Raw genomic sequence first — 12,899 nt, 5'->3', positions numbered from 1 at the left:
ATGATCGAGATTGCTGGCACTGAAATGGCGTTGAACGACCCTGTGATCCTGATCGTGGGTGGGATTGTAGCCCTGATCCTGTTGCTTCTGTTCATGTCTTTGCGCGCTTCGAATCGCTCAGCCCGGATGGCCGAGCCGCTGGCGCGGCAGATGGCCCATCTGGGTCAGCATGTGCAGCAATTGGGGCAGGGTCAGGAACAGCTGCGCGGCGGATTGCAGCATGTATCAGACACGCAAGCCAACGCTCAGGTGCAGGTGATTCAGACAGTTGAATCTCGCTTGTCCTCGGTTCAGCAACAGATGAATGATCGGCTTGCGGATAACGCGATGAAATCGGCCCGCGCGCTGGCCGAGATGCAGGAGCGGATGAAGGAATCGCTGCATGGCTCCTCGAAACAGACAGCTACTTCGCTGACGCAATTGCAGGAACGTCTGGCCGCCATCGATAAGGCGCAGGACAATATCACCAAACTTTCTGGTGACGTGCTGTCGCTGCAGGACATCCTTTCAAACAAGCAAACCCGCGGTGCGTTTGGAGAGATCCAGTTGAACGACATCGTCTCAAAAGCGCTGCCATCAGACAGTTTTCAATTGCAGGCGACCTTGTCAAACGGGCGCCGCGCGGATTGCCTGATAAACCTACCAAACCCTCCGGGACCGATTGTGATCGACAGCAAGTTCCCGCTTGAGGCGTATGAGTCGCTGATCGGATCGACCAACGACATGGAACTGAAAGCGGCCGTGCAGATGTTCCGCACCACCGTACGCAAACACCTCACGGATATATCTCAGAAATACATTCTGGACGGCGAAACCGCTGATGGTGCGCTGATGTTCCTACCGTCCGAAGCGGTCTATGCCGAGCTACACGCCAAGTTCCCCGAACTGGTGCAGGAAAGTTTCAGCAAACGCGTCTGGATCGTGTCCCCGACCACCTGCATGGCCACGCTGAACACGATGCGGGCAATCCTGAAAGACGCACGGATGCGCGAACAGGCCGGAGCGATCCGCAAAGAGCTGGGTATGCTGCACAAGGATGTCGAACGTCTGGAGGATCGGGTCTCAAACCTCGACCGACATTTCGGGCAGGCGGCCAAGGACATCTCGGACATCAAGATCAGCGCTGAAAAAGCGGGTCGACGGGCGCAGCGGCTGGACAATTTCGATTTCGAAGAACTGGCACCGGACGAACACACAAACGTCGTGCCACTTGGCAAGACCGAGGGTTAGGGTCTACTGGATCGATAGGTCCAGATTGTACCCAACCGTTTTCCCGGTGTCGCGGTCATTGCCCATCAGGTAGACACGGATCGTATAGTTTCCGTCATCGGGCAGATCGATCCGGGCGGTATTCCCGTCGATTGAGCCGTTGTAAATCGCGGCCCCGTCGCTGCCGGGTGGCAGGATATTGAAATAGATTACGCCATTGCCATTTGTATCGCTGACCTGAAGCTCGGCAAACATCTCCTGCCCGGCTTTTGCGCCTAGGTTGTAGTCAAAATATTCATCGCCGGTGATGGTACCACTGACCATTGTACCGAAGTTACCCGGCTCGAATTTCACGTCGGCTGTCTGTTGTGCCCACGCAGTAAAGGCCAAGCCCGCGAAGAATGCACTCAGGATTAAACGCAATTTCATGATCTACTCCCTAATTAAACTTGGGAAAGTATAGCACGAAACACTGCGTCGTCAGATGCGAAGGAATGGCTGGAACAGACGCGGCATCATTTTGGTGAACTTCAGAGGCGCATCAGTAACGGCCAGACAGATGCAGTCCTCTGAAATATCCGCGGTCGGCATGTGGTGCAGATCTTCATCCGCGATCTCAACATCGCCGCGGGCAAAGTGGTCAACCTCATCCGAAAAAGCACCTTGCAGCACCATCGTCAGTTCCATGCCGTTGTGGCTGTGGTCCGGAACCGCAGCACCGGCAGGGATGAACAGCAAGCGTGCCGTTGCTTCGCTTGTGGTTGGAAGGATTGCCTGCTTGACGCCCATGCCGATCGACCGCCACTTGATGCTGTTGACGTCTCCGCCAACGTAATCCTGCAACGGTGCTGGCAGAACCGAGCACCCCGCGCGGGCGGGCTTTACGATCGGTGCACCTTTGGCAATCAAAGCCATTGTGGCCGCCAGCGACCCATCGGACATATTTGCAGTGCCGCCTTGCTCTTGCAGAACACAGCCGCCTACAGCCTCAAAGCTTTCGGCACGCGCACGGCAGTGGTCGCACAGCGACAGATGCGTGGCGACCATAAGGTCGAACGCTTCGGGCAATGTACCTGTGGCATAGGCCATGAGCAGGTCATCGGTCAGGTGATGTTTGATCTCTGTACTCATCTTTTCATCTCAATTCATCGCGTGGCGCAAGCGGTCCAGCGCCAGCCGTATACGTGATTTGATTGTTCCCAAAGGCAACCCTGTCTGCGACGCAATCTCGCGGTGGCTCAGATCGCCAAAATATGACTTCTCAATCAGTTCTCTTTGCGCGGCAGGAAGCGCCGCCATGGCATCGCGCAACTGCGCGGTTTCCTGTTGCAGTGCGACGACGTCGTCCTGTTCAGGTTCAGCTTCGGGGCCCCAACCCAAATCTTCCGGTTCGGGGCGGCGTTGTTTGCGCAAAACGTCGATGCGCTTGTTCCGGGCAATCGTGAACACCCAAGTGGCCACGGTTGCACGGGTCGGATCGAACATATGCGCCTTGTGCCACAAGGTTGCCATAACCTCTTGGGCGCATTCCTCGGCCAATGTTGCGTCCGATCCCGACTTGATCAGGAACGCTTTGATCCGAGGCGCAAAATGCTGGAACAGTTCGGCAAAGGCCGCCTGGTCCTGCGCGTCTCTTATGCGTCTGACGTGGCTTACCCACTCAGTTCTGGTTTCGCGATTGCCATTCGCACTGTTCACCGACTTGCCCCTGGTACTTGTCTTTTCGCGCCAAGGCTTAAGCGCTGGCCTGTCGGCCGCCGGGTCGTCCAAGGTCACGGTATCAATCTCGGTAAACATAACCACATTACGACGCGCGACCCAAGCCGGATCACTTTGTTGTTCGTTTTTGATCCGTCTGCGGCTGCTTTTCGTACAGACATATGTATACAAATGAGGAAAAGAATGCCGATTGAGCGGTTTACAGGTGCGGCGGAGATACTCAATTGAACTGGGTCGACCATATTGCAGGCCACACATATCACGGGCGAAAGGGCGCGATTCAGAACGCTTTTCGTTACTCCGTCGACTACATCCTGCTTGATCCAGAGTCCGACCCTGACACCCCGATGCTGTTTTCGAAAAACTACCCCAACGTGACAAACTGGCGGGATCTGGACCATGGCGGCGAGCCGGGACAAGGGCGCGGCGCGGTTTGGCTGCGTGAGCAGTTCGACCAGTTTGGTGTGGCACAGCCCGCCCATATCACCCTTCTGACGCAGCCACGTGTGTTCGGTCATGTGTTCAACCCGGTAAGCTTCTGGTTCTGCTTTGATGACACCGCCCTGCTTTACGCGGTCGTGGCCGAGGTCACGAACACCTACGGCACGCGCCATAGCTATCTGTGCCACAATCCGGGTTTCACGCCGATTCAACCGTCGGACCGGATTGTGGCGGACAAGCTGATGCATGTCTCACCCTTTCAAAAGGTCGAAGGGAGCTACACATTCCGGTTTGACTATCGTCCCGAACGCGTGGGGGTATGGATTGATTACGGCCGTGAAGGCGGTGGTCTGATTGCGACCCTGACTGGTCCTCGGGCCAGGCTGACCAACCGCACTATTATCTGGTCATTGCTGCGCCGACCGTTTGGTGCCCGCCGCGCGTTTTTCCTGATCTTGTGGCAGGCGCTGAAACTGTGGGCGAAAAAGGCCCGGTTCCGCGCGTTTCGCTCGGCGCCTGTTCCCGATCATCCGGTGTCTCGTATTCGTGAACCTTGAGGCCGCTTTGTTTGAGTAAGATCAAAGACTCAGACGCCTGACAATGATTGTGCTAGGGTTGAAACCGCGAACACAAGGAGTTGGGACATGTTGGAAATCTCGGCAAGAAAAATCGCTCAGGTGGCCATGATGGGTCGTGAACTGAACCGGGCCGAGGGGGAACTGCGCGCATTTATTGACCGTATGAGCGAAGATGAGCAGGCAGAATTGGTTGCGGTCATGTGGGTCGGGCGTGAAAGTTTCTTTGCCGAGGATCTGGCTGAAGCAATCGCAACCGCCAAATCAGAGGCCTCGACGCCCTGTGCCGATTACCTGATCGGAACCCCGCACCTGTCGGATCATCTTGAAAACGGGTTGGATGCGCTTGGTATCTCGGCTGAGGATGTAGAAAACGACCTTATGTAGGGTCTGTTTCCGGTCGAATAAACGTTGAGCTGGTGTTCGGATTTGCAGACCCCTCGACGCCGCCCTTTTCGCGGCCAGCGTCCAAGCCGCTGGCCATTCCATGCTTTTAGCTCGTCATCAACAAAGCCGAGCTGCGTTCGGGGATTAAGGTCCGCCCTGATGTGCTGGACAGGCCTTTTTCTTTGAGATCACGCCGTGTGGTCCACCACTTGCAGGTGTTGGGCCAGAGTGTCTATTTCGCCCATCCAGTCCTGCACCAGCTTGGGGTCACTGGGGGCGGCATGGACGCCTGCCGGGATTGCGCGATTCAGAACCGCCTCGACAGCCAGCGAGACGGGGATCGAAACCAGGCGCGCCATGGCCGTACCGCGCGCGTCGCCCCATGCGTCCATCACATAGGTCTTATGCCAGACCGGGATGCCGTCTTTTTCTGCCTTGAGCCCGACGCATAGAACCACGCGGTCCGGTTCACCCTCGTCATAGGCGTTCTCTGCCCAGAACTGATCTGACATTTCTTTCAGGCGCGCGTCGCCTTCGGGGCCGGAAAGGGTCTCGATTTCGGTAAATACATCCGACCAGGCGTCGGCCCAGCCGTTCAGGCGCAAGGTGCCACGGACGAATTCCTTGACCGGCCAATGGTCTTCGAACTGGTACTCTTTCATAAACGGGATCGAGTCGCGGTTCGGATACACCTCAAAGCTTTCCGGAGCAGGCAGCGGCGCGATATAGCTGGTGATCGCGTCCCACGGGCGCGCCACATCCAGCGGAGCGTAGTCGCGGATCGACCTGGACGGCGACCGCAATGCCTTGAGCACACCTAGCGGCGACCAGCTGAATTTGTACCGGAACGGGTTCGGGTTTTTGGGAATACCGCCACAATACGAGATGAAGCTCAGGTGGTTCTGCGGATCAAACGCATCCGAGGCGCGGTAATCATCCACCAACGCATGCGCCATCAGGTGATCGATGCCGGGATCAAGGCCCACCTCGTTGACCAGTGCCACACCTGCCTCGCGCGCCTTGTTATCCAGTGCGCGCATCTCGGGCGCAATATATGAGGACGAGACAAAATTGGCTTCTTTCGAAATCGCCAGTTCGGCCAGAGGTACGTGCCAGTCGCCCGGCAGCATCGAAACGATCACATCACCCTTGCCCAGCACCGCGCCCAGCGCGTCGATATCAAATGCACGGATATCGTCGGTCAGATCTCCAACCTCGGCCTTGGCCTTTTCGACGGTCCGGTTCCAGACGGTGATCTTGTGCCCGCCTTCGATCAGGCGGCGCAGGCCGGGGATGGCCGACAGGCCGGTGCCACACCAGTGAATCGTCATCGCTCAGATTCCTTCGATATGTGTTTTGTAGGTTGCTTCTGCCCGACGCCAGACGCCGCTGTTCAGATCGGTCAGGGTCAGCAATGAGGGCAGCAATTGCGCTGCATAGTCTTGCGAGCTTTCGACCGGCAACATCGACGGCAGGTTGTCGATCGCCATCACATCCAGAACCGGATCGGTTGCCACGCGAACGGCGGGCTGGTCCCATGTCGTTGCACGGTCATAGACGGGGACCGGGTTGTAGTCGCTGTCCGGGTCGCAGGCCACATCACCAATTGCGGTCAAGGTGCGCGGGGCCGTCAATGCCTCTCGCGGGACAAAGACAGGGGTGCCGGGGCGTGCAAAAATACAGTTCAGGAACAGGTAATGGTCAAGAATCTCGGGAAATGGCCCACCACTCGCGGTCTCAGCCATATCCCACTTGGTTACTTCTACGCCCATGACTTCGCACAGATCGGCTGCACCTGTCCCCACGCGACCCAACGCGCCGATGACGATGGCGCGCGGACGGTCGGCGCCAGTGGCATCCAATTCAGCGATTAGTTCGGCATTCAGCGCATCCTTGCTGGGGTAGACACCGACCGGGGGGCATTCCTCAGCCCGTTGCTGCGCAGCCCATGTTTTTAGTGTTACGGCTGCCCCGGCGTACCCTGCCCAATAGCCAAAGGCCGCAACGCGGCGGCCATCTTCATCCACAAGATATTCAAGGTCATACAGTGTACTGCCGCCAGCCTTGAACCGTTCCAGCAAGGCACGGCCGGAATGCTGGCCCTTATAGGCGTGACCGAACATGATGTGGCGGTGGGGCAGGGGCGTGCCATCCTCTGGCAGTTCCTTGAGGCCGAAGATGATCGCATCCAACGGCGCGTCCGGCCACGTATTCTCGGGCGCGATTTCGCATCCGACCTGCTTGTATCCCTCAATTGGTATCGCGCGGACGGTGCTCTCTTCGACCGTAACGCGGATACCCGCTGCGATCAGTTCCTTGGCGCCTTCGGGGGTCAGCCCGACCCTTTCCTCGTTCGGGCGCTGTTCTGCCCGGACCCAGAGATGTGTCATGCGTTTTCCTTTTGTCAGAGCATTCCAGCGGCTCGTACAGCCTGAACCGAGGCGCGCGCCTCCATCGCCGCGCGGAAGGCTAGAATCTTGGGAAAGGCCGCGACGTCTACGCCATCACCTTCGAGCCAGCTACAAACCACATAAAGATAGGCATCGGCCAGCGAAAAGGCCTCACCCAGCACAAACGGCCCGCGCAACCCGTTCGAGGTGATGTACTTGCAGGATGCGGTCATTGTCTGCGGCACCTTGTCCGCCATATCGGTCCAACTGGACTCGTCATCGGCCCAACGTGAGCCGCGCATCTTGTGGGCGTGGTTCACATGCATCGTCGAAGCGAGGTAGTACATAACCTCACGTATGCGCGCTGCTGCAACCGGGTCACTGGGCACCAGCCCTGCTTCGGGCTTGATCGCGGCCACATAGTCCAGCAGGGCGCCCGTTTCTGTCAGGATACCGCCCTCTACCGCCAACGCTGGAACGCGGCCTTTGGGGTTGATTTGCGCATAGGCCGGTTTGGTCTGCTCTGCCTGTGCAAAATCAAGACGGATGGCTTCATAGTCCAACTGGGCCTCTTCCAAGGCAATTGCGACAGCAACCGAGATCGTGCGCGGAGCGTAATAAAGCTGCATGAACGGGGTCTCCGGGTGTGGTTTACAGATGCGTTTGCGCGAATTGCCGGTCGGGCGCTTCCAGATGGGGAACCGCGTTGAACAGTACCGGGCTCAACTGTTCCCCGATCGGGTGCAGCCGATGCAGCGACGTGTTCATGATGGCAAGCGCCACCCGTGCCATTGCCGGAATATCCAGCCCCATGGCCTGCCGCACCGCCATCGAGATGAGACCGCCCGACGTAACAACAATGGCCGGCCCGCCTTCGGTTCCGATCTCGTGCAGCGCGGCGGAAACGCGGGTTTCGAAGGCTTCGAACGTTTCCGGCGTGCCTGTGATCTGACCCTTGGCCCATGCTTCAAAGGTACGGGGCAGGTGCTCGACAAAGCCTTCACGATCTACTGGAATAGCCACACCGTGTTGCTGTTCGTAAAGCTGCGCGATGGTGAAATACTCGATCTCATTCAGACGGGAGTCCTGAATCGGGTTGGTCAGGCCCATGCTGGCAGCCGTATCCACATGCCGTTTCAGCGTACCGCAATAGACCCGCGGATAATGCGCACCGGTATCCTGTAGATGCGCGCCCAACCACCGCGCCTGCTGATGACCCAGATCGCTGAGCATGTCATAGCTTTCTTCATCACGGGCAGTTGTATTGGCCTGGCCGTGTCGTACCAGTGTAATGTGTGACATCGCGGTTCCTCTTGCGCGACGTCTTAGGGCAGGTTTCGGGCCGGGACCAGAGGCGTTTGACAGGATGCGGGCACAAATCGGTCTGTAGACGGTGATTACCCGGCGCGGATTCGGCAAAACACTGTACGCCTTTTGTGTTGCCTAACGGAAAAAAGTTTCCTATACGATACAAAATTGCTGCATGCGGCCGCATACCACCTGCTTTCGCGCCCGGGCAAACCCTGTTGACTCGCAATAGCGTCCCGGGAACCTTGGTGCCTGTCAAAGCTGTCACTGCGCCCCGCACGGCAACCTTTGCAAACGGCATTGAAAGGTTAAGAAGATGACCGCACCAAAGCGCACACCGTTGTATGATCTGCATGTTGAATTGGGCGGTAAGATGGTCGACTTTGCCGGGTGGGAGATGCCGGTACAGTACCCGATGGGAATTATGGGAGAGCATAGGCAGTGCCGCGACAAAGCGGCGGTGTTTGATGTAAGCCACATGGGTCAGGTGATCCTGCGCGGCGAAAACGTGGGCGAAAAGCTTGAGGCGCTTTGCCCGCAGGCCTACGCAACGCTGAAAGAAGGCAAGGCGCGGTATGGGTTTTTCACCAACCCCGAAGGTGGAATCATGGATGACCTGATCGTATCGAACGCGGGGGATCACTTTTTCGTCGTGGTCAACGCAGCACTGCGTCATCAGGATATCCCGCATATGAAGGCCAATCTGGAAGGTGTCGAAGTGACCGAGATATTCGACCGCGCTCTGGTCGCTGTGCAGGGTCCAAAAGCCGAAGATGTGGTGGGTGACCTTTGCCCGGCGGCCCGCGATCTTAAGTTCATGGAAACCACCGAGGCAGACATCATGGGTGTCGCGTGCCGCGTATCGCGCCTGGGCTACACCGGAGAGGATGGCTTTGAAATCTCGATCCCCGAGGACAAAGCCATCGAGATTACGCGCGCGTTTCTGGCGCATGCGGATTGCGACCCGGCCGGTCTGGGCGCACGCGACAGCCTGCGGCTTGAGGCGGGGCTTTGCCTCTACGGCAATGACATCGACCAAAGCACGTCACCCGTTGAGGCCTCTTTGGGATGGGCCATTCAGAAACGCCGCAGGGAAGAAGGGGGCTTCCCGGGGGCGGAGCGTGTTCAGAGGGAACTGGCGGAAGGCCCCGCGCGCAAGTTGGTCGGCATCGCACCCGAGGGCCGTGCGCCCGCGCGGCAGGGCGTCGAAGTGCAATCCCTTGAGGGGGATACCATTGGTCAGATCACCTCGGGCGGGTTTGGCCCCACGGTCGGTGGGCCGGTTGCGATGGGTTACGTCTCTGCCGACCATAGTGCGGCAGGTGAGACGGTGAACCTGATCGTACGCGGCAAGCCATTACCAGCGCAGATCGTGGCGCTGCCCTTCGTCAAACAGAACTACAAGCGTTGAAGTCAGGAGAAAGACAACATGGCTACCTATTACTCAGAAGAGCATGAATGGATCGAGGTCGAAGGTGACACTGCCACTCTGGGCATCACTGCGCATGCCGCCGAGCAGCTGGGCGATGTGGTCTTTGTCGAACAGAAAGACGAAGGTGAGGAATTCGAAAAGGGCGATGAGATTGGCGTGATCGAGTCCGTCAAAGCAGCCTCCGAAATATATGCGCCGGTTGATGGCGAAGTGATCGAAGTCAACGAGACATTGGCCGACAACCCCGCCTCTTTGAACGACGACCCCGAGGGCAACGCCTGGATTTACAAGATCAAGCTGAGCAACGCCGCTCAGTTGGAAGACTTGATGGACCTGAACGGTTATAAAACCTTCATCGGCTGATCCAATGGCGGGTTCCTGTGTGGATCCGCCCTTCATCTGGCAAAAAATATCCCCGCCGGAGGCTCCAGCCACAGCGGCAGGGCGAGACATACTTTGAGGAGTGCAACAATGGCCTTCAAACTGACCGATTACGAAGCCTATGACTTTGCCAATCGCCGTCATATCGGGCCCAGCCCGACCGAGATGCGCGATATGCTCAAGGTGATTGGTTTCAAGACGCTTGATCAGCTGATCGACGCCACCGTCCCGCCTGCAATCCGGCAGGCCGAACCGCTGGATTGGGGCCCGGCGATGACAGAACGCGACGCGCTGTATCACATGAAAAAGGTGGCCAGCAAAAACAAGGTTCTGACCTCGCTGATCGGCCAAGGCTATTACGGCACCACCACGCCCGCACCGATCCTGCGCAATATTCTTGAGAACCCGGCGTGGTACACCGCTTACACGCCCTATCAGCCTGAGATCAGCCAGGGCCGGCTTGAGGCGCTCTTGAACTTCCAGACCATGGTTAGCGACCTGACCGGGCTGGACGTGGCCAACGCGTCTTTGCTGGACGAAGCCACAGCGGCGGCCGAAGCCATGGCCATGGCCAAGCGCGGCGGTCGGTCCAAGGGCAATAACGCGGCTTTCTTTGTTGACAAGAACTGCCATCCGCAGACCATCGCGGTGATCAAGACCCGCGCCGAGCCCTTGGGTATCGACGTGCAGGTTGCCGATCCGGACACGCTGGACGCCGGTGCCGTCTTCGGCGCGATCTTTCAATACCCGGGCACCCACGGCCATGTGCGCGATTTCACCACTGAGATCGCTGCGCTGCACGAACACAACGCCATTGCAATTGTGGCGGCTGACATCCTGTCACTGGCGTTGCTCAAATCGCCCGGTGAGATGGGCGCGGATATCGCCATCGGCTCGACCCAGCGCTTTGGCGTTCCGATGGGCTATGGCGGCCCGCACGCGGCCTACATGGCCACCACCGACAAGCTGAAACGCGCGATGCCAGGGCGGATCATTGGCGTCAGCATCGACAGCCGCGGCAACAAGGCCTATCGCCTCGCCCTGCAAACCCGCGAACAGCATATCCGGCGCGAGAAAGCGAACTCGAACGTTTGCACCGCGCAAGCGCTGTTGGCCGTGATGGCCTCAATGTATGCCGTGTACCACGGCCCCGACGGGATCAAGGCGATTGCGCAATCGGTCCACCGCAAAACCTCGCGTCTGGCCGCTGGCCTGGAAGAGGCAGGCTTCGCGGTCGAGCCCGAGGTGTTCTTTGATACGATTACGGTCGAAGTTGGCCATCTTCAGACAACCGTGATGGAAGCGGCTGTTGCCCGTGGCATCAACCTGCGCAAGGTCGGCGAGACCCACGTTGGCATCAGCCTTGACGAACAGACCCGCGCCGAAACGATCGAGGCGGTCTGGGGCGCGTTCGGCATCGACCGCAAGGATGACAGCTCGAACAAGCAGTACCGCCTGCCGGATTACGCTCTTCGCGAGACACCCTATCTCACCCACCCGATCTTCCACAAGAACCGGGCCGAGGCCGAGATGACCCGCTATATGCGTCGTCTGGCTGACCGCGACCTGGCGCTGGACCGGGCGATGATCCCGTTGGGATCCTGCACCATGAAGCTGAACGCCACGATCGAGATGATCCCGGTCACATGGCCCGAGTTCGGCAATCTGCATCCGTTCTGCCCCGAAGATCAGGCGCAGGGCTATCACGAGATGATTGCCGATCTGAACGACAAGCTGTGCCAGATCACCGGCTATGACGCGATCTCCCAGCAGCCCAACTCGGGCGCGCAGGGGGAATATGCGGGCCTCTTGACCATCCGCAACTATCACGTCGCCAACGGGCAGGGGCATCGAAATGTCTGCCTGATCCCAACCTCGGCACACGGGACCAACCCGGCCTCGGCGCAGATGGTGGGCTGGCAGGTCGTCCCGGTGCAATCGGATGCGAATGGCAATATTGACCTGAATGACTTCCGCGCCAAGGCCGAGAAGCATTCGGATAACCTAGCCGGTTGCATGATCACCTATCCCTCGACCCATGGCGTGTTTGAAACCACCGTTCAGGAGGTCTGCCAGATCACCCATGATCACGGCGGTCAGGTGTATATCGACGGGGCCAACATGAACGCTATGGTGGGCCTGTCGCGTCCGGGTGATATTGGCGGCGACGTCAGCCACCTGAACCTGCACAAGACCTTCTGCATCCCACATGGCGGCGGCGGTCCCGGCATGGGTCCGATCGGCGTCAAGGCGCATCTGGAGGAACACCTGCCCGGCCACCCGGAATACGGCACCGCTGTGGGGCCGGTCTCAGCGGCGCCCTTTGGCTCGCCCTCGATTCTGCCGGTGTCGTGGGCCTATGTGCTTTTGATGGGCGGCGCGGGTCTGACCCAGGCGACTAAGGTGGCGATCCTGAACGCCAACTACATCGCGGCACGTCTGCAGGATGCTTATCCGATCCTCTATACCTCCGAGTCCGGTCGCGTGGCGCACGAGTGCATCCTCGACACCCGCCCGCTGGACGCTGAGGCACATGTGACCGTGGATGACGTCGCGAAACGTCTGGTCGACAGCGGCTTCCACGCCCCCACGATGAGCTGGCCAGTGGCCGGTACCCTGATGGTGGAGCCCACCGAGTCTGAGCCCAAGGATGAGCTGGACCGCTTCTGCGACGCCATGCTGTCGATTCGGGCCGAAGCGCAGGATATCATCGATGGCAAGATCGACGCGGAGAACAACCCGCTGAAAAACGCCCCTCATACGGTGCGCGATCTGGTCGGTGACTGGGATCGCCCATATACCCGTGAACAGGCGTGTTTTCCTCCGGGCTCAATGGGCGTCGACAAGTACTGGTCTCCTGTAAACCGTGTCGACAACGCATATGGTGACAGAAACCTGGTGTGCACATGCCCACCAATGGCGGACTACGCAGAGGCAGCGGAATAAAACCATCAAACCCCGCCAAGAGACTGGCGGAGTTTTTTCGCCAATCGGAAACCTGTGTTCCAATTTGCGCCCCTTTCAGGTGTCGTTTTTTGCAAGTGAAGCGTCTTTTCC

The 12,899-nt window shown here is 58.6% G+C and carries 13 protein-coding genes; 6 read left to right on the top strand and 7 right to left on the bottom strand.

The features are described from left to right. A complete protein-coding gene (locus LCM21_RS13465; RefSeq protein WP_224891060.1) occupies positions 1-1,230 on the top strand; it encodes a DNA recombination protein RmuC in 1,230 nt (409 codons plus the stop codon). A gap of 3 nt (positions 1,231-1,233) precedes the next feature. Here LCM21_RS13465 and LCM21_RS13460 read toward each other — a convergent pair whose 3' ends face one another. The 3 genes from LCM21_RS13460 to LCM21_RS13450 are packed head-to-tail and all read right to left on the bottom strand — an operon-like array spanning position 1,234 to position 3,006. Further along, complete coding sequence (locus LCM21_RS13460; protein ID WP_224891059.1) at positions 1,234-1,638, bottom strand: hypothetical protein; 405 nt, start codon at positions 1,636-1,638, stop codon at positions 1,234-1,236. A 51-nt stretch (positions 1,639-1,689) separates the two neighbouring features. Beyond that, positions 1,690-2,340, bottom strand: coding sequence for a ChrR family anti-sigma-E factor (locus LCM21_RS13455; RefSeq protein ID WP_224891058.1), 651 nt, complete (start codon positions 2,338-2,340; stop codon positions 1,690-1,692). A 9-nt stretch (positions 2,341-2,349) separates the two neighbouring features. Next, a complete protein-coding gene (locus tag LCM21_RS13450; RefSeq protein WP_224891057.1) occupies positions 2,350-3,006 on the bottom strand; it encodes a sigma-70 family RNA polymerase sigma factor in 657 nt (218 codons plus the stop codon). A 146-nt stretch (positions 3,007-3,152) separates the two neighbouring features. On the opposite strand from LCM21_RS13450, the gene LCM21_RS13445 reads away from it, so the two are divergent. Both LCM21_RS13445 and LCM21_RS13440 read left to right on the top strand, forming a co-directional pair. Beyond that, a complete protein-coding gene (locus LCM21_RS13445) occupies positions 3,153-3,926 on the top strand; it encodes a DUF1365 domain-containing protein (protein WP_224891056.1) in 774 nt (257 codons plus the stop codon). Positions 3,927-4,013: 87 nt separating this feature from the next. Further along, positions 4,014-4,331, top strand: coding sequence for a DUF3775 domain-containing protein (locus tag LCM21_RS13440; protein ID WP_068336837.1), 318 nt, complete (start codon positions 4,014-4,016; stop codon positions 4,329-4,331). A 188-nt stretch (positions 4,332-4,519) separates the two neighbouring features. Here the strand turns inward: LCM21_RS13440 and LCM21_RS13435 are convergent, their stop codons facing one another. The 4 genes from LCM21_RS13435 to LCM21_RS13420 are packed head-to-tail and all read right to left on the bottom strand — an operon-like array spanning position 4,520 to position 8,023. Then, the gene (locus LCM21_RS13435) at positions 4,520-5,662 is read right to left on the bottom strand and encodes a saccharopine dehydrogenase family protein (protein ID WP_224891055.1); all 1,143 of its coding nucleotides are present in this window, start codon (positions 5,660-5,662) and stop codon (positions 4,520-4,522) included. A 3-nt stretch (positions 5,663-5,665) separates the two neighbouring features. Beyond that, positions 5,666-6,721 (bottom strand): saccharopine dehydrogenase, encoded by a 1,056-nt coding sequence (locus LCM21_RS13430; protein WP_224891054.1) that lies wholly within the window; start codon positions 6,719-6,721, stop codon positions 5,666-5,668. Positions 6,722-6,735: 14 nt separating this feature from the next. Further along, positions 6,736-7,350, bottom strand: a complete 615-nt coding sequence (locus LCM21_RS13425) for a glutathione S-transferase family protein (RefSeq protein WP_224891053.1) — start codon at positions 7,348-7,350, stop codon at positions 6,736-6,738. A gap of 22 nt (positions 7,351-7,372) precedes the next feature. Then, positions 7,373-8,023 (bottom strand): histidine phosphatase family protein, encoded by a 651-nt coding sequence (locus LCM21_RS13420; RefSeq protein ID WP_224891052.1) that lies wholly within the window; start codon positions 8,021-8,023, stop codon positions 7,373-7,375. A 322-nt stretch (positions 8,024-8,345) separates the two neighbouring features. Between LCM21_RS13420 and gcvT the strand changes: the two genes are divergently transcribed. From gcvT to gcvP, 3 genes are all read left to right on the top strand, one after another. After that, positions 8,346-9,440, top strand: coding sequence for a glycine cleavage system aminomethyltransferase GcvT (gcvT, locus tag LCM21_RS13415; RefSeq protein WP_224891051.1), 1,095 nt, complete (start codon positions 8,346-8,348; stop codon positions 9,438-9,440). An 18-nt stretch (positions 9,441-9,458) separates the two neighbouring features. Further along, positions 9,459-9,824 carry a glycine cleavage system protein GcvH gene (gene gcvH, locus LCM21_RS13410; protein WP_068336854.1) on the top strand — a complete coding sequence of 122 codons (366 nt, stop codon included), beginning with the start codon at positions 9,459-9,461 and terminating at the stop codon, positions 9,822-9,824. Between the two features lie 108 nt (positions 9,825-9,932). After that, positions 9,933-12,788 (top strand): aminomethyl-transferring glycine dehydrogenase, encoded by a 2,856-nt coding sequence (gene gcvP / locus LCM21_RS13405; RefSeq protein WP_224891050.1) that lies wholly within the window; start codon positions 9,933-9,935, stop codon positions 12,786-12,788. Positions 12,789-12,899: the final 111 nt, after the last annotated feature.

The sequence above is a fragment of the Ruegeria profundi genome, assembly GCF_020171505.1.
GTDB lineage: Bacteria > Pseudomonadota > Alphaproteobacteria > Rhodobacterales > Rhodobacteraceae > Ruegeria > Ruegeria profundi.
The sequence above is the reverse complement of the archived record's forward strand: the minus strand, read 5'-3'. Positions and strand labels throughout refer to the sequence as shown.